The 17,222-nt window shown below is 36.7% G+C and carries 15 protein-coding genes and 1 tRNA gene; 9 read left to right on the top strand and 7 right to left on the bottom strand.

The window, feature by feature from the left end; all coding sequences use genetic code 11:
- Nucleotides 1-224: 224 nt before the first annotated feature.
- The 7 genes from SPSYN_RS09055 (at nt 225) to SPSYN_RS09025 (ending at nt 7,487) form a co-directional block, all read left to right on the top strand.
- Nucleotides 225-1,460 (top strand): IS4 family transposase, encoded by a 1,236-nt coding sequence (locus SPSYN_RS09055; protein WP_161822121.1) that lies wholly within the window; start codon nt 225-227, stop codon nt 1,458-1,460.
- An 813-nt stretch (nt 1,461-2,273) separates the two neighbouring features.
- A complete protein-coding gene (locus SPSYN_RS09050; protein WP_161822120.1) occupies nt 2,274-3,173 on the top strand; it encodes a tyrosine-type recombinase/integrase in 900 nt (299 codons plus the stop codon).
- Nucleotides 3,174-4,240: 1,067 nt separating this feature from the next.
- A complete protein-coding gene (locus SPSYN_RS09045) occupies nt 4,241-4,762 on the top strand; it encodes a peptidase associated/transthyretin-like domain-containing protein (protein ID WP_161822119.1) in 522 nt (173 codons plus the stop codon).
- 10 nt (nt 4,763-4,772) lie between these two features.
- On the top strand, nt 4,773-5,309 hold the full coding sequence (locus tag SPSYN_RS09040; protein WP_161822118.1) for an FxLYD domain-containing protein: 537 nt from the start codon (nt 4,773-4,775) through the stop codon (nt 5,307-5,309).
- Between the two features lie 119 nt (nt 5,310-5,428).
- Nucleotides 5,429-6,019: a hypothetical protein gene (locus tag SPSYN_RS09035; protein WP_161822117.1), complete on the top strand. Its 591-nt coding sequence runs from the start codon at nt 5,429-5,431 to the stop codon at nt 6,017-6,019.
- Between the two features lie 309 nt (nt 6,020-6,328).
- Nucleotides 6,329-6,403 (top strand) — tRNA-Val (locus SPSYN_RS09030).
- Between the two features lie 265 nt (nt 6,404-6,668).
- On the top strand, nt 6,669-7,487 hold the full coding sequence (locus SPSYN_RS09025; RefSeq protein WP_161822116.1) for an EFR1 family ferrodoxin: 819 nt from the start codon (nt 6,669-6,671) through the stop codon (nt 7,485-7,487).
- 164 nt (nt 7,488-7,651) lie between these two features.
- On the opposite strand, the gene SPSYN_RS09020 is transcribed toward SPSYN_RS09025, so the two are convergent.
- The 3 genes from SPSYN_RS09020 to SPSYN_RS09010 form a co-directional block, all read right to left on the bottom strand.
- Nucleotides 7,652-8,467 (bottom strand): SDR family NAD(P)-dependent oxidoreductase, encoded by an 816-nt coding sequence (locus SPSYN_RS09020; protein ID WP_161822261.1) that lies wholly within the window; start codon nt 8,465-8,467, stop codon nt 7,652-7,654.
- Nucleotides 8,468-9,018: 551 nt separating this feature from the next.
- Complete coding sequence (locus SPSYN_RS09015) at nt 9,019-9,657, bottom strand: carbonic anhydrase (protein WP_161822115.1); 639 nt, start codon at nt 9,655-9,657, stop codon at nt 9,019-9,021.
- A 181-nt stretch (nt 9,658-9,838) separates the two neighbouring features.
- Nucleotides 9,839-10,030 (bottom strand): CDGSH iron-sulfur domain-containing protein, encoded by a 192-nt coding sequence (locus SPSYN_RS09010; RefSeq protein WP_161822114.1) that lies wholly within the window; start codon nt 10,028-10,030, stop codon nt 9,839-9,841.
- A 264-nt stretch (nt 10,031-10,294) separates the two neighbouring features.
- On the opposite strand from SPSYN_RS09010, the gene SPSYN_RS09005 reads away from it, so the two are divergent.
- Entirely contained in the window at nt 10,295-11,689 is a 1,395-nt protein-coding gene (locus SPSYN_RS09005) for an ATP-binding response regulator (RefSeq protein WP_161822113.1), read from the top strand.
- A 12-nt stretch (nt 11,690-11,701) separates the two neighbouring features.
- Here the strand turns inward: SPSYN_RS09005 and SPSYN_RS09000 are convergent, their stop codons facing one another.
- The 4 genes from SPSYN_RS09000 to SPSYN_RS08985 all read right to left on the bottom strand — a co-directional run bounded on the left by SPSYN_RS09000 (nt 11,702) and on the right by SPSYN_RS08985 (nt 16,112).
- Nucleotides 11,702-12,829 (bottom strand): radical SAM protein, encoded by a 1,128-nt coding sequence (locus SPSYN_RS09000; protein WP_161822112.1) that lies wholly within the window; start codon nt 12,827-12,829, stop codon nt 11,702-11,704.
- A 523-nt stretch (nt 12,830-13,352) separates the two neighbouring features.
- A complete protein-coding gene (locus SPSYN_RS08995; RefSeq protein ID WP_161822111.1) occupies nt 13,353-14,915 on the bottom strand; it encodes an L-lactate permease in 1,563 nt (520 codons plus the stop codon).
- 194 nt (nt 14,916-15,109) lie between these two features.
- A complete protein-coding gene (locus SPSYN_RS08990) occupies nt 15,110-15,433 on the bottom strand; it encodes an AzlD domain-containing protein (protein ID WP_161822110.1) in 324 nt (107 codons plus the stop codon).
- Nucleotides 15,420-16,112 carry an AzlC family ABC transporter permease gene (locus SPSYN_RS08985; protein WP_161822109.1) on the bottom strand — a complete coding sequence of 231 codons (693 nt, stop codon included), beginning with the start codon at nt 16,110-16,112 and terminating at the stop codon, nt 15,420-15,422. The genes SPSYN_RS08990 and SPSYN_RS08985 overlap by 14 nt, the downstream gene beginning before the upstream one ends.
- A gap of 704 nt (nt 16,113-16,816) precedes the next feature.
- Here SPSYN_RS08985 and SPSYN_RS08980 point away from each other — a divergent pair.
- Nucleotides 16,817-17,222: transposase (locus SPSYN_RS08980; protein ID WP_161822108.1), on the top strand; the 406-nt coding region annotated here is incomplete at its 3' end.

The following is a 17,222-nucleotide window of genomic DNA, read 5'->3' as shown; positions in this document are numbered from 1 at the left end:
CTGTAGTGTTGCAAGTTATCTTTATCTATTCAATATTGTTGTTTGGTCACTAGCGTTGCATAAATAGATTTTCTATATGTCAAGTTCTAAAATGAATAAATTACGGCCGAAATCGATTATATTCAGCCAAATTGGCAGATTAAACCTGTTTTTGCAAAGAAAAAATCCTTATAATAGAGATATAGGTAGTCCTTGCCCAAATCTCTAATATAAGGAGATTAACAATGCAGGACAAGGATACAACAAAATTCACATTTTTTCAACTGCTTAAACCAGTTTGTAGCATAACTTCTTGCGAGCAAATTGATAGTCTGAGAGTCGACAAATACGCTAAAAAATTAAGCACCGAACAACTGATTATACTTATCATCCACGCCCAATTGGAACAGTATGTTGGATTGCGGGATATTAGCAATAGTCTTAACGAAAACCAATTTAACCAGGCAATTTATCTTGATTCTATTAGCGCTTCACAGATATCCCGTAGGTTAAGGGATCTGTCTCTGGAAGTGGTCCAGTTGCTTTTTAAAAAATGCATAACTGAAATTGGGAAAGAAATTGGCTTTGATAGTATCACCCGTCAATTAGGCCGTATTTACCTCATTGATTCTTCGACTATAAGTCTTTGCCTTTCCCAGTACCAATGGGCTGATTTTAGAAATACCAAAGGTGGCGTAAAGCTTCATCAAAGGCTTAGGTTCTGTGAAGAAGGAGTTATACCAGATAAAGCAATAATTACATCTGCCAAACCCGCTGACAAAACCCAAATGGATGAACTTATTGTTATAGGTAAAGATGCTTTAAATGTTTTTGATCGGGGATATGTTGACTACAAGAAATTTGACAAATACTGTGCAAACGGCACCAGGTTTGTTACCCGTTTAAAGGGCAATGCCAAAATTGAATTAATCAAGGAATTCCCGGTAGATCCAACAGGTTTAATTAAAAAGCATCAAATCGTTTACCTGGGAACAAAGGGCATTAATCGGATGAAACACCCACTTAGACTAATTGAAGTCGAAGACATTCAAGGTAAACCTGTAACTATCATCACTAACGATTTTAATCTGAACACCGAAGAAATAGGTGACATCTACCGCAACCGCTGGCAAATAGAACTCTTTTTTAAATGGATCAAACAACATTTTTTAGTTAAGCACTTCTACGGCACAAGTCAGCAAGCGGTGCAAAATCAGTTGTTCATAGCGTTAATTACTTATTGTTTGTTAATGTTAATAAAGTTGAAAACAGGGTATAAGGGGCCACTACTAAATATTAAAAGATTGTTGGATGTCTGTCTTTACGAACCTTTTACCGTCTTCGTCCAAAAGCTTTATTACAAGCCTAAACGCAAATCAAAAGGGCGACGTAAAATAGACCACGAAGCCGCTTTTCAAGAAGTCGTAAAGCAAGTAGAAGCGGACATAACGGTTTACTCAGCTGTAGATTTTTTAGTGTAATAAAAAGCACATTAATGTCAAAATGTGGATGAGGGCTACTTGTTACTTGGTTGTTCCTTTAACACGGTAGAGAGAAAATCATTTAACTGTATACACCAGTTTTGTAAATTCACTACATGTCTTACGAATTTGGGAAACACCCTAAATATGCTAATATACTTTAATGCAACACTACTGTTGTTTGGTTAATTTAAAGTGTGGAAAGAATGTAATCACTACCGGAAAGGATATTAAGTCATTCTGGAATGTTGCCAGAAGGTGACAATAAAATTTTTCCCTGTCCTTTAGATGGACTTAATTAATTTTAAATAGGTGTTTTGAAGAACCTTTTTTTTATAGAATAATGATATCACCGGAACCGATTCGCTAAAACATAATGGTATTAACAATTTTCATGTTTCAGAAGTTCCTTATTATCATTAATAATTATAAAAATCAAAAGCAAGTGGAGTTGGTAGACAAAATGGAGGTAAAAATATTAATTAATACTATTTACATTAGTTTAAACAAAAAATAATCGATAAATTAGTTAACATGTGTTCGATAATTGTTTTGGTGTTATAGTTTGCGAAGTTTTTAAATAATGTGAAAGACAAATAAGAATTGATTTTTGATCTTAGGATACCCATTTGTTTCTTATGCATCTATTCCATTGTGGTATCAAAAGAATAAAGGTATGTTGAATAATTAGTCATAGAATATTGATTATATGACATTAAAATGCTATAATTGGTCATAGAATACAGGTAGAATTGCAGATTATCTTAGAAAAAATTCGTCATAGTATAATTTTAAGATTGGAGCGGATAATCTATGACCAATGAACTAGAAAAATACCTTAAAGATTTAGAAGCAGAGGGCAAGAGTGAGAAAACAATTATTTCTTATCGGACAACAATTCAACAATTCATTTCCTGGTATGAAGATAGCAATGAGCAACAGGCCACTATTGAGCGGATCACCCCTATGGATATAAAGGATTATAAACAATACCTGATAATAACTAAAGAACGCAAACCAGCAACGGTTAATAAAATAATTGTAACCTTAAAATCCTTCTTTGGATGGGCTGTAGAGAACGGAATAAGCAATATTAATCCTGCAAGAAAAATAAAATTGCAGGAACGTCAAAAACTTGCTCCTAAGTGGTTAGATAGAAATGAACAAAATAAACTATTGAGAGAAGTAGAGAAGGAAAAGAATGAATTAAAAAAAGTTAGAGATATTGCTATTATACAAATGATGCTTCAAACTGGCTTGCGGGTAGAAGAGGTAACAGAATTAGAAATAACCGACATTGAAGTAAATTGTAAGAGCGGTAAGGTAATTGTCAGGCATGGCAAGAGAAATAAATATAGGGAAGTGCCATTAAATAAGGATGCCAGGAATGCTTTAAAGGATTACTTAAAGGAAAGACAAGACCATAAATATTCAGATAGTAAATATCTATTCATATCTGAGCGTAGCCCACAAATGACAACCAGGGCGATACAACACATGGTAGAACATTATGGAGAAAGGGCAAAAATTGAAAAACTGACTTGTCACATACTAAGACACACATTTTGCCATAACCTTATAATTGCCGGAGCGGGAATTGAAAAGGTAGCAATGCTGGCCGGACATAGCAGTTTGGAATCAAGTAAAATCTACACTGTCCCAGGTGAGAAGGAATTACAAGACATTGTTGAAAAAATATCCATCAATGATTAACCTGCTAACTAAGCAGGTTTTTTTTCCCATGAAGGGTGTTGTATTTTATATATGACAAATTCAGGAAATGATACATACGATCCTTTGTATGTTGCCTTCAAAATTACTACCCCTAAGAACGTAAATTTAAAGGATTGCAATAAATGCGGGAGGAATGCAGGGCTTTGCGTTCTATTAAAAATGCTTACCATTAGAAGAGCATATTTCAATTATATGGGTAATACTAAATAAATTTAGGCAAATTTTAGCAGTATATGTTTATAGCTTTTTCAGCGAATACCATATTTTAATTGAATTTATTCATTGATTACCAACTGTAAATAGAGAGTCAAAATTATATTTACTTAATAAAAACCAATATGTTGTTTGGTAATAAGGAGATCTTATTCTACATGTGGTAGTATTTAATTCTATTTTATAATTTTAATAGTTCTAAATTCATTTTATTGTTATTTTAGATGTGGTAACTAATAGGAGTAAATAAAAACACTTGATAAACCTTGTATGGCGAAGCATTTATTAAAATGATTGCTAAACTAATATATCCCATTAGGGTACACTCTATTGGGATTGTTTTTAGATAACGGAATAATGCACCTATATGATACAGTAAAACAAATATGTCAGATAACTAATGTAAGCAGAAGTGCTTTTTATAGGGCAATTGCTGAACAAAAAGAATCCGCCAATTGAGCGGATTTTTATTTTGTCGATAAATTATTATATAGTCTTCGCCAAAGGGGTGCCGGGTGGTATATAAAAATCAAGGCATTACAGGGAAAGTATGTGCGGTTAACAGATGGTGATTATAATGCATGTTATATAATCGCGAGTATCATTTAAACCGCTCCATCTATGGTTTTAAACAGAGTAAAGATAAGTGTCAGTAATACCCCGACAACTTAACCTGAAAAGAATCAAATATTATGTAACATTATGTCATATACCCCTAATTGTCTGTTTTAAGTGATAAAATGGAATAAAAAATTTTTGGGGGTAGGAGTATTGGGCAATTATTTTATTGTCTGTTGTGGAAGTATTTTTAGAATAATTTTGGAGGGATAAATTTGAAATATAAAAAAGAAATTATTATTTCAATAATTATTTTAATAATTTTTTCTTGTATTTTCTATATTTTCAACAGACCAGCAACAATTAATGGCCTAATAACTTGGCAATATAATGACTTAATAGGAACAAAACCAGATGTTGGGGCAACTGTTTTTTTAATGCCTGATAAGATTGACAAAAAACTTAGTGACGATGAAGCAGATTCATATTTTTTGGGAATAGAAAGTCCAAAAGGTTATTATTACGCAAAAACTGATGGTAACGGAAATTATGACATTCAAGATGTGGCACCAGGCAAATATAACGTAATTATTGTTTCAAATAGTGCTAAAAGAAATATTATAGATGATGATAATGATTATATAAGAGATAAATTAAGTAATTATATAAGTGAAAATATGATAGATTATTTTGATACAAGTAATTTGTATGTTTGGAAATATGAAACTAAAGATATTGAAGTTAAACCAGGAAGTAATTTAACTGTTAGTCACGATTTTGAAAACACTTATTATTAGGAGTGATTTTATGAATATTAAATATCAAAAAATACTGTATTATTGCATAATATTTTTTGCAATACTTTTATTATCTGCATGTAGTCAAAAAGTTGATCCAAGAGAAAAAGAAATAGTTCAATTATTAAATAATAAAAACTATGATGAAGCAGTTCAAAGAGCAAATGAATTATATAAAGATGAAAATGATAAATTAGTAGAAATAATAAATTATATAGAAGAAGATAAAGAAAGAGATTTATATAGAAAACAAATGAAAGAAGAAATATATCCTTCTTCTAAATTAGAAATTCAACAAAACCATAAAAGTAAAATACAAAATGATTATATCTATATAACGGGCAGAGTAAAAAATGTTAGCAATAAAGATATAAATTATTTTGAAGTAAGATGTGATTTTTTAGATAAGAATGATCAAGTTTTAGATAGTGACTATACAAATGATAACTTAGTTTTAAAACCTGGAGAAATGCGAGAATTTGAAATAATGCATAGGTATAAAGATGAATATGAAAAATATAAATTGTTAATTGGTGACGTAAAATAAAAATCATAGTTAGATAATGCAAAATAGTTGATATTAATATTAAATAACTAAACTATTAATTTGTAATATTGTCCGCTTTAAGTGATAGAATGGAAGAAAGACTTAAGGGGTGTGAGGTTATGGATAAAAACAATAATCAAAATATCCAGACAAACGAAGTTCAAAATGAAGTCAAGTCATTTTATCAAAAATATAATTTAAAAATTATAATAAGTGTTATAGTTGTATTAGTATTAACATTCTTCATTTATTCTAATTATTTAAGTATCGAAGCTAGAGCAAAAATATGTGTAAATAATTATTTAAATGCAATAAAAAACGGAGAAGATACAAGTGATTATAAAGAATATGGCGTAGATGATTTTATAAACGTTTTAGATTATAAATTTGTAAGTATAAAAAGTTTCGATAAAGAAAAAGAGGTTTTAGAATTAAATCGCTCAGATTACAATCAATATTTAAGTAAATCAACTAATGAAACATATGATGAATATGTTTTAAAAATGAAAAATGTATTTTTAAACAAAGGTGAAATAATTAGTGAAACAAATAATTCTTTTTCTATTTTTACTGGAAAGTATTATGATAAAATTATTTTATTATATGATGTAAACTTAACTAATGCTTTGGGTAATTCTTTATATAAAAAGGTATATTTTACAGTGACTAATGAAGATGATAATTTTAAAATAATTGATATTAATTATTAAAAAGTTTTATTTTAACCTGCCACCCGGCAGGTTTTTTTTATTCCATATCAAAGGAGGTACAACCATGATAAGTTTAGAACTCAGTCATAGTTAATGACATAGAAATCGGTTAATTTGTGAATCAAAAAGTTAGCTGTAGATATGTCACAAAATTAAAATTGTTTTTTTAATAGTGATAATATCTATATTTCTAAACCACTTGACTCCTTTTACCAACCACTTTATAATGGAATATAAAGTTAAAAAAAGAAAGTGGTTTAACACTTTTTCGACATCTTAGAAAGTGCGTCAATCCCTTGCTATATATGCGGGTGCATAGCTCAGGGGGAGAGCACTTCCTTGACGCGGAAGGGGTCGTAGGTTCAATTCCTACTGCACCCACCAAAAAAACGGAGTACTGTAATTAAAACTGTATTTCGTTTTTTTTCATTCTTACTGCAATTAAAATTCCATCACCATTTCATATACACTTTTGAAATATCCAGCGGTTATATGGACGGGCAGGTTTAGACTACTATTATTCTAGTGCGGCAATAGCTAATTTTTGGAACGATAAGTTTTAAGTTTTATTAACAGTTAACTGCCTAAATAGTGTATTATAGGTTGAGAGGGTATATTAGATAATGGAAAGGTGGTAACCAAACTCATCGTGGACAAAAATATTAATGCAATGTATTTTAGTGCCACAGGCACTACGCAAAAAATAGTATTAGCAATTGCTAATAAAATTGCTGAATTTGATGGTCAAACTGTAAAGAATATCGATTTTACCTTGCCGGAAGCCAGGAAGGTAGCGGTATCGTTTACAGCAGATGATTTAGTAGTTTTTGGTGTTCCAGTCGTTGCAGGAAGAGTCCCCAATGTTTTGCTTAAATATTTGGATACTCTAGCGGGCAATGGTGCATTAGCAGTTCCTGTAGTACTTTACGGCAATCGCAATTATGATGATGCGGCAATTGAATTAAAAGGTATACTTGAATCGAAAGGCTTTCAAGTTATTGCCGCAGCAGCATTTATCGGAGAGCATTCTTTTTCTAAAATCCTGGCTAAAAACCGGCCTGACGAAAAAGATATGACCATTGCAAATGATTTTGCCGAGCAAATATATAAAAAATTAAATGGTCCGGATAGTATGAAACCTGTATATGTGCCAGGCAACCAGCCTTTGGGAAGTTATTATGTGCCTAAGAGTGCCAATGGTGATCCAATTGATATTAGAAAGGTTACTCCCAAAACAAATACTGAAGTTTGTATAGATTGTAAGCTATGTGCTCATGTCTGTCCAATGGGCTCTATTGATGAAGAAGATGTTACCAAGTTAAATGGTATTTGTACCAAATGTGGTTCTTGCATTAAGAAATGTCCTGTGGAAGCAAAATATTTTGATGACCCGGGCTTTTTAGAACATAAGCAAGATATTGAGGTTAAATTTGCTAGTCGTAGAGAACCGGAGTTGTTTTTATCTTAATATTAAACAAGCTGTCTCTGTTTAATGTTTGTAACAGGTGACTGCTCCAAAGCTTCGACTACTTCCCTATAACTTAACTTATTTAAGTGTCTTTTGCATAAATATTATGCTAATAGCAACGCCGCAGTAAGATACTGCGGCGTCATTAAATTTATTGTGCTGTATTACTTTCCTCCCGCGACTCGTAATACTTCACCGGTGATATAATCCGACAGCGGCGAGGCCATCAGCAGCACGGCACCGGCACCTTCCTCGGGTGTGCCAAACCTTCTGAGGGGTATCATTGGTTTGAGCATATCACGCCTGTTTTCCGGGATACCGACAGACACCTTTTTGCCGTCAAGTTCGATGAGGTCATTCTTTTCTTTAACCTGAGTGAGACGGGTCTCAATAAAACCGAAGGCTACCGTATTGACACACACATTTAAAGGTCCCCATTCTTTGGCCAGACTTTTGGTAAAGCCAACCAGAGCTGCCTTAGCACTGGAGTAGTTGGTCTGCCCGGCGCTACCGTCTAAGCCTGCGGTGGAGGCAATGTTAATGATTTTACGGGTTATCAGACGACCTGCTTCTTTGTCTTTTTTAGCAGCTTCTCGTATATAGGGGGCGGCAGCCCGGATAACCCTGAAGGGAGCGGTTAAATGTATATTAAGCATGGCTTCCCACTGTTCATCACTCATTTTATGGATAACCGCGTCCCATATGTAGCCGGCGTTATTGACAATCACATCGATACTGGGTCCAAAGGCTGCCACAGTTGTTTTAATCAGTCTGTCCGGAAATGCCCGGTCGGTTACATCTCCTATACATGCCACAGCCTGACCACCACAGGATTTGATTTCCTCTACTACTTCATTTGCCGGGCCTGCGTCTAAATCACTTACCACTACACGGCCGCCCTCTTTGGCAAATAGTAATGCGGTAGCGCGCCCGATGCCTCGACCGGAGCCAGTGATAATGCAATTTTTATCTTTTAGCATAAGTTCCAATTAAAAACACCTCTTTTGTATTCTTGTAGCGTTCCGCTGCATCTTTTCTATAGTCATTCTACTTTAATTTTTGAACTCCTTTAGATCAAGCCCTGATGCAATTTATTGTTCTGAAAAATAACGCCGGGAATTATTGCGTACTGGAAACAGCATAATTAATACACCTGCTCACAACGACAGGTGTACATTTATTCATATATTAAAAGTCAATAGCAGAAGAAGTGCATATGTCCATACCGTCTAACCAATTAAACATGGGCGTTATGTATAAATGGTTTAACCAGCCTCTTGCCAAGTCAACTATACCACCAGGTACTCAGTTAAGCTTTATTCCATAGCTAACACAGCACCCACATGGCTTCTGGAGCAGCTTACGCGCTGCTTTGGAATCAAAAAGGTTGATAAGAGCACCTTTGGGGGCACTTATAGCATCTGACAGCGCTATTTTGGGAAGCTCCGCATTTACAGCGTCGGTATGTGCCCTATTGCATTGCTATCTAAGAGCGTTGTGTCGATGGATACATGTCTCTCTTGTCAGTTACCTAATAGTTTAACCATTGTACCTCACCCGACACTAGGTGGTATTCCGCACCTACGATGGTTAGTTTTCCATTGGCTAAAACATGTTCCAGGATGGGACTCCTTTCAATTATTCTAATTGTCGCTTTGATGTTTTCTTTAATGGATTTTTCAATAAGTTCTTCTTTAGACATATTTTTACCTGCTTTGGCCTTTTCCACTGCCGGTGCGATTCTCTTGACTATGGCGCTTATACTGCCAGTGGCTTCACCGCCTTCGACGGTTGCAGTTACAGCCCCACAATTCTGATGTCCCATGACCACCAGGAGGGGCACCTGGAGATGCTCGATAGCATATTCTATACTGCCCAGGGAAACCGGATCAATGATATTGCCTGCATTGCGTATAATAAAAAGGTCCCCGAGCCCTTGATCGAAGATTAGTTCCGGAGGTACACGGGAGTCGGAGCAGCTGAGTATGGCAGCAAAAGGTTTTTGTCCTTTTAATAAGGCTGTTCTTTTGGTGCTTCCCAGGTCTAGATTGGCCTGCTTTGCTTGCATAAATCTTTTGTTGCCGTCAATGAGCAGTTGTTTTGCCTCGTCGCCCGAGGCTATTGTTTCCGGTCTCTCATAGAATTTACCCGATGTATCAGCATTTGGCATTGTAGTATCTCCTTCCTCTCAATTTAAACACCTACACATTTGAATCTCTTCCGCTGACCAGCTGGAGCTCCTTTGACTTAATCTTCTGCATGATAGCAATAAGTCCTTTTCTTGTGGAGGAAATTTTTAGAACAAAACCCCGTTATTGATATAACGGGGTTGCTTTGTTTTGCAATATGTGTTATACATTTTGAAAATCCTGCTCCTGACATTTTCCGCTGCAATATGGTTTTTTGTTTGATTTACCGCAACGGCATAAAGCTGTCTGTCCTTTATTTTCAATATGATTTCCTTGTGTGTCTATCAGTATAGCGTTGCCGGTTATAATATACGGTCCATTTTCCAGCACTTGAATAGTAGCTTCTTTTTCCATGGTCGGCTCCACCTCTCTTATATATTTTGAATAAACATATAATTCCCCCAATTTATATTTTGATGCCAAGTTAGTTTATCATACGAAATTATAATATGACGTTATATTACAATATTTCCGAAGGGAAAAATGAAACTTTTGTTTAAATTTACGTATAGAAGTAGTGTTAAATTTAAGCTGGTTGTTAAATTGTGAAGTATAGATCAGTTAGCCAAGAATTACGGATAGAAATGAACAAGTTTGATATTAAAATGGGGGATTCGGATGGATGGGCAAAAACTAAATATATTACTAGTTGATGATCGAGTTGAAAATTTAGTAGCATTAGAAGCTGTATTAATGTCTCCACATTATAACCTGGTTAGGGCGAATTCCGGGGAAGAAGCCTTGAAATTAATACTCAAAGAGGACTTTTCACTTATTTTGTTGGATGTACAAATGCCTGGTTTAGATGGTTTTGAGACAGCAAAGTTGATTAGAATGAGGAAAAGGTCTCACAATATTCCAATTATATTCATTACAGCCATTAACCACGCCAGTGAATATGTGCTTAAGGGCTATCAAATTGGTGCTACGGATTATATTATTAAGCCGTTTCACCCGGACACATTAAAATTTAAGGTTCAGGGATATTTACGGGTTTACCAGGATCGCGTGTCATATGAAAAGATTACTAATATTTTAGAAAGTATCTCTGATGCCTTTATTTCGGTAGATAATAACTGGCAATTGACTTACATTAATAAAGAAGCTGTTCGTATATTTCATTTATCTAATAATTCCCTGGAAGGTAAGAGTATATGGGACTTAATCCCGGAAACCATTGTTCCAACACTATATGAACAGCTTAATGAAGCTATTAATAGTAAGCAAAGGGTTAATTTTGAGTTGGAAATTCCAGAACCACAACAATTGTTCTGTGAAGTTAATGCGTATCCCTTTTTTGGTGGATTGTCTATTTATTTTAGAAATGTCACAGAAATTAAATTACTTCAAAAGGAAATGATAAAAATTGATCGTTTGAATACGGTGGGCAAATTAGCTGCCGGTATTGCCCATGAAGTCAGAAACCCGATGACCACTGTTCGAGGTTTAATACAGGTGTTAGCGAGTAAGGACGAGAACACTAAAAATAATAAATACTTTCCCCTAATGCTTGATGAATTGGACAGGGCAAATTCAATTATCACGAATTTTCTTTCTTTGGCAAATGATAAACATACTCAATTAAAAAGGCAAAGCCTTAATAAGATTATTGAAAACTTGTTCCCCTTAATCCAAGCAGATGCAAGGGTTTCTGAAATGGATATTTATGTGGAACTAGAAGAAATTAAAGAAACCCTTTTGGATGAAGAAGAAATCCGGCAGTTAATTATCAACTTGGTTCGAAACGGCTTGCAGGCAATGTCACCAGGTGGGAAGTTGAAAATAAAAACCTATACGACCAAGGAAGAAATTGTACTAGTTGTTCAGGATGATGGCAATGGGATAGCTTCGGAAGTGCTTGAGAAAATAGGTACCCCCTTCTTTACAACTAAGAATAATGGTACGGGGCTTGGGCTTGCTGTATGCTATAGCATTGCTCAGAGACATCATGCCAAAATAGATATAGAAACTAGTGCTCGTGGTACTACCGTTTATGTCCGCTTCAAATACTAAAGTTTTTTTGTATTATTCATATTGGCTGCGTAATTCAGTTAGCGCAGTCTTTAATTGTTCCGGAGTATGAATATTTTTTAGTAATTTTTCTACATATGAGGATTTAATTGGGTTTTTCATGTCATCCAATACTGAATATACTCCGGCCCGCCTTCCCAGCTGGAAGTTAGCTTTTTCTCGCGGTGTCATACCCAGGTAGCGATCGATAGTATTCAGCAATTTATCGCGTTCGATAGGTAGGGTGCCTTCCAGTTCCATTAGTAAATTTCGCATGTGATCACTTACTACCGTTGTCGTTATTCCTGTCAATGATTCAAGCAGTAAACGTTGTTCAATAACCACTTCATCTTCATCTAAAGGCGTAAAAGCACCACTGGTCATCATATCATGCAGCGGGGTATTCTTTAATACCGATAGCGTTCTAAAACGCAGGTAATCAGGGTTGCCCTGGTTAATTACAGCTGCGGTTTCCAGGGCATGTTTTCGGGTATGCTCTCGGCCTCCTAGCCCGGGCATGATATACCAGCACAGCGATATGTTAGCGTCCTTAATTTTTTGCGCAGCTTCAATTAATTGGTTAGCTGTGATACCCTTTTGTATTATTTGCAACACTGTATCTGAGCCAGATTCCATACCCATGTGAATCCTGTCCAGACCGGCCTCATGTAGTTCCCGGAGTTCATCGGTACTTTTTCTTGTTACGGTGTTAGCCCTGGCGTAAGTGGTTACTCGTGCAACAGAGGGTAAGGTGGTACGAAGATATTGAATAATTTTCACTAAATCACTTGTCTTCATGATTAATGAGTTAGCATCCTGCAAAAAAACATTTCTGGCGCCGGAATATAACCAGTGAGCAACATGGTAAGGCAAATGGCCATAGCGTGCTGCCTCGTTGACTACCTGTCCGTTGACCTCGCCTCCTAAACCGATATGCCAGGAAATTTTCCTGATTTGCTCAGCAACCTTAGCTACCGTATCGATATCACGTTGTACCTCTTCAACTGTGCGCCGGCTGAATTGCTCGTTTTTGTAAGTTATGCAAAAAGCACATTTATTCCAGGGGCAGTTCCTGGTAACTCGAAGTAGCAAACTATATGCTTCGCTGGGTGGTCTAATCGGACCTTGCTCGATTAACATCATCTTCCTCCTCCCAATGGGTTCGCATTAATAATTTATTACACATTGAGAACTGTTAGAGCTTTAATTTGTTCTACTTTAAGGCTGATAATGTTCGGTCTACCGCCGGGTTATTAGTCGGCGTAGACATTACCGAATACAGGTTACATGTTTAATTTATCCCCTGCATTAAAAGCCTGAGAGGCAGCGGGATACCTAATGGTCCTGCTGCCTGCTCTGATGGTTACAAAAGTATTATCCGGTATTTGGACACCCCCCGTGGAGATGTTTATCACTGCAACGGCACCTTTTCAATACCTGATTTAAAATTAGGTATTGAGGGTTGGTTAAGTCAGTTAAACTAACCTGATTAACTATTAGAATTATTAAATGACTTTGCTGTGTTGAGTCAGCCAAAGCAGGTTGAGCTACAGCTGTAATTCATCAATGCCTCATCCTATGAATAACTTTGTACTAATTTATAGTAATGTACTACAACTTATCTTATCAGGTGCATACTAAAATGTAAAATGTTAAAGGTTGATTTTTAGATCAGCAGCATCGCCATAATTGCACAAATACTTGTTAAGATTACTGAGATCACAAAGGCAGTTTTGATAACCTGGCTTTCCAAGCCTAGCGCATCAATTGTAGCTGCAGCGTTTTGCAGCTTGGCCGGTGAAATAACACTGGCCAAGCCCCCGCCAATGGCAGTTGCGGCGATAACAATCAAGGCATTCACCTTAAGCATTTCTGAAGTGAGTTGATGATATTTGGCAAACATGGCGATGGTTGATGCTTCACTGCCGCTGACAAAGCCTCCAAACAAACCTAAAAAGGCACTGATAAATGGATACAAGGGACCGAAGGTGTTAGCTGACGCCTGGGCTAAAACGGCTATCATATTTGAGTTCGGCTTAATAACCTCCCAGGTAGTACCCAGGTCCTGCATTCCTGAATTGTTGAATACAAAGGCTGTAGCGAAAAACACACCTGCGGCAAAAGTTGGCCTGGGAGCCCGAGCCAGCCACTTGTGAAAGGTAGTTTTGACAGCTTTACCGGAAGGCTTAAGAACTATAAATGATAAGATGGTACTAATAAACACCCAGGTATAGGCATTCCAAAGTAGCCTGGTTTTAATGATTTTGTCAGGTATGATGGAGATGGGCGTGGCGAAAACATTAAATAACAGGTCAAATATCGGTTTATAAAAGTTAATAACTAATAAGATGCTGATTAGAATTAACCATGGAGACATTGCTTTTAATAAAGACATTTCTTTTTCCGTATTCAGGTCTTCTTTAGTTAGTCTGGAACGGTCAATAATTGGCTGACCGGTGAGCTTCAAATAGACCAGCATCACTAAAATAGTGCACATACCGGCAACTACGCCCGTTAACACCACGCCCTGGCTGAGAAAAGGAATATGGCTCATGGCTATAGCAGCGGAACCATTGGTGACGCCGGCCAGCACACACGCAACCAACCCTTTTTTGACCAGGTTGAATTTGCCGACGATATATAACATGCCTATACCAATAACGGTGGAGATAACCGGTAAAAAGAGAGAAATTATCTTGGCTGATTCCACCAGCGGAGTACCGGTCAGATCGGCGATAATTACCAGTGAAGAACCGAGCATGGCGTAAGTGCATAAGGCATCATAACCGATGGCCGGCAGGGCAACAGCAACGAAGGTGGTGTAACCCATAGCTACCAAAATTGGCGGCAAAATGGATACAGGTGTTGCTCCAATAGACACTAGCAAAGTTCCCGCACCAACATTGAGCAGCATAATCTGGACTGCTTTATCAGTGGGAGCTAGTGTTTTAATGAAGACTACTATTCTTTGTAGAGCACCAGTAGCTTGCATAAAGGTAATTTGAAAAATCGAGGCGAATACCATTAAGGATATTGGAAAGGAAGAAATAAACCCAGCCAGACTGGATTTGAGGCTAACCTCAAGTGAAGTATTAAAGAACATTAGAGCAATGATGATGGTTAATACCCAACCTACCGTACCGCTGATATCAGCTGCCATTTGTCGTCGCACCATTAAATACACAATAACTAAAATTGGCAGCAGCGTCAAAAAGATTAAAAAACCCATAGCTTACCATCCTCCCATACTACACGATATTTAATTAATCTACTAACAAACTATTATACTAAAAATATGAAATTGAGCAATAAGATTTTTTATATACAAAATTTTTAGTAAATAGACTGTGATTACATTTAAAAAAACATCTATAACCCGGCCGTAAGCGACAAACCAGGTAGTGTAATTTTGTCCAAACAAAATTATACAAAATTATAAAGCAGGGCCGTAATAACAATACCCACTAATAAACTATAGAAAAGACTTTTGGTTTTGATGGCAACCAGCAGCGTGGGTAGAAAGGCCCAGATATACCGGTTATTAAGGCTAATACTAATTGCCCCCTCAGGTGCTAATACACTTAGTGCTGTTAAAGCACCAAGAACTGCCGGGGCTACAAATGCTAACCACCTTTTAAAGGGTTTAGGAAAATCAAAACGAGAAAACAGTGCAACCGGTAGAATACGTGGCAAAAGGGATACCAGCGACACACCTATGATCATGAGCCAAATACTAGTCCCGTTCACTGATTAACACCCCCAAGCTTGCCGCAATTACTGTAGCTATAATAATATTAAACATATTTGCCATAGCAGCAGGCATGAAATAACCAATGAGCAAACAAAAAAAGGCGGAAGATATGGCCACAATAACGTCTGATTTATCTCTGAGCATAAAAATTAATAGACAGGTATACATTGCCGGTAAGGCAAAATCCAGGCCAAAACGATCAGTATTGCCAATATAACCACCTAGAACTGCTCCCAATAGTGTACTGGAGATCCAGCCAAGGTGTGCGCTTAGATTTAGCCCGGCCATATAAGAAGCAGTCGGCGCATGCTCCTGATAACGGTTCATTGCTACTGCATAGGTCTCATCAGTCAAGCCATAGGATAACAGACTGCCAAGGGCAGTTGGCACGTGTCCCTTAAGGTAGGGCACCAGCGATGTAGAAAATAATGAGTACCTTAAATTTAACAAAATATTGGCCATAATAACAGTGAATATTGCCCCACCTGCTTGTATGATGCCGATGGCCACATATTGTCCGGCTCCGGTAAAGCACAGAATCGACATTGTTGTAGCTTGTAAAATTGACATGCCTGCTTCATTGGCCAGCACTCCAAAGGCAAAACCAAGCGGTAAATAGCCCAAAATGATGGGGATTGAGTCTTTGATACCTTGTTGAAGTTCATGTTTTTGCATAGGTGTCTCCGTCCGTGTTAAGATATTGCTCCAGTTGTTAATGGAATAATAGTGTTCAATGCATCTTTGCAAGTAGTCATAATTAGTCTTTTCTTCATGTTCCTTGCCGAATCCTGCTGACTGCAATACCAGCAAAGGAACCAATGAACAAAAAACCAGAGGAACAGCAAACTACTGGCCAGACAATCCCGGCAATTAACGAACTAACTAATAGCGGGCCTGCGCAGCAGGTACCTGAACAAAACGAATATGAAATACAACCAGTACCAAAGCCAGAGCCGCAGCTAGCCCCAAGATCGCGGTGAGCCAAAACCTGTGAATAAAAGGTTTCGTTAAAAAGCTTAGCAGGACATTAAAATAATAGCCATGCCCACAAGTGCCAACCGGTCAGATGGCATAGTTAAAATTATGGTAATAAATTATATTATTTTAATGAACCACATACTAGCCAAACTAATTTTCGTATAAAATAATAATAATTGGGAAGGTATAATATTATACCCGAATATTCATTTTCCCCGGAGTAAGTGCCGGGGATTTGTTTTTATAAAATCGGAATAGGTAGTTAAGTAAGTGTTTTGCATAATCCATAAGCCAATAGAATCAAGGGTTTCAAGGCCACAAAAAAGGACTTCACCCCTTGTTTTGCCGAATATTACAAGTAGCACCTAATAACAAACGACAAAAACCAGAGGTGAAGTTACTTGTATATTCAACAACAGTGCCTGTTTTCCTTTGACGAAATTATGAAACTGCAACCGGAAACCCGGTTAGAAAAGATTTTTCATACCCTCGATCTTAGCCCCATTATTGATAACTTTGAGAAAAGTTCTTTAGGGCCTAATGGGTACTCTATGGCTGCAAAGTTACGAGCTCTGTTTGCAATGGTTATTGAAAGAATACCGAATTTTACTGCTTTAACCGAACGATTAAGCCAAGATCCTGTTTTTAGATTTGCATGCGGTTTTCCAATAGCAAGTCAAGCACCGAGCGTTTCCACCTTTAGCCGACTATTTAAAGCAATATCCGAAAATGAATTGTTAGAACAGTATTTTCAACAACTTGTGAGTCAACTCCGGAAACAAGGGACTATAGACGGTAATTGTGTTG

It is taken from the genome of Sporotomaculum syntrophicum, assembly GCF_009932395.1.
In the GTDB taxonomy this organism is placed as follows: domain Bacteria; phylum Bacillota; class Desulfotomaculia; order Desulfotomaculales; family Desulfallaceae; genus Sporotomaculum; species Sporotomaculum syntrophicum.
The sequence above is the reverse complement of the archived record's forward strand: the minus strand, read 5'-3'. Positions and strand labels throughout refer to the sequence as shown.

What these genes read in the sequence shown, in the direction of transcription:
- SPSYN_RS09055 (WP_161822121.1), top strand. Translation starts at nt 225, where the DNA reads ATGCAGGACAAGGATACAACAAAATTCACATTTTTTCAACTGCTTAAA.
- SPSYN_RS09050 (WP_161822120.1), top strand. Translation starts at nt 2,274, where the DNA reads ATGACCAATGAACTAGAAAAATACCTTAAAGATTTAGAAGCAGAGGGC.
- SPSYN_RS09040 (WP_161822118.1), top strand. Translation starts at nt 4,773, where the DNA reads ATGAATATTAAATATCAAAAAATACTGTATTATTGCATAATATTTTTT.
- SPSYN_RS09035 (WP_161822117.1), top strand. Translation starts at nt 5,429, where the DNA reads ATGGATAAAAACAATAATCAAAATATCCAGACAAACGAAGTTCAAAAT.
- SPSYN_RS09020 (WP_161822261.1), bottom strand. Translation starts at nt 8,467, where the DNA reads ATGCTAAAAGATAAAAATTGCATTATCACTGGCTCCGGTCGAGGCATC.
- SPSYN_RS09015 (WP_161822115.1), bottom strand. Translation starts at nt 9,657, where the DNA reads ATGCCAAATGCTGATACATCGGGTAAATTCTATGAGAGACCGGAAACA.
- SPSYN_RS09010 (WP_161822114.1), bottom strand. Translation starts at nt 10,030, where the DNA reads ATGGAAAAAGAAGCTACTATTCAAGTGCTGGAAAATGGACCGTATATT.
- SPSYN_RS09005 (WP_161822113.1), top strand. Translation starts at nt 10,295, where the DNA reads ATGGATGGGCAAAAACTAAATATATTACTAGTTGATGATCGAGTTGAA.
- SPSYN_RS09000 (WP_161822112.1), bottom strand. Translation starts at nt 12,829, where the DNA reads ATGATGTTAATCGAGCAAGGTCCGATTAGACCACCCAGCGAAGCATAT.
- SPSYN_RS08995 (WP_161822111.1), bottom strand. Translation starts at nt 14,915, where the DNA reads ATGGGTTTTTTAATCTTTTTGACGCTGCTGCCAATTTTAGTTATTGTG.
- SPSYN_RS08985 (WP_161822109.1), bottom strand. Translation starts at nt 16,112, where the DNA reads ATGCAAAAACATGAACTTCAACAAGGTATCAAAGACTCAATCCCCATC.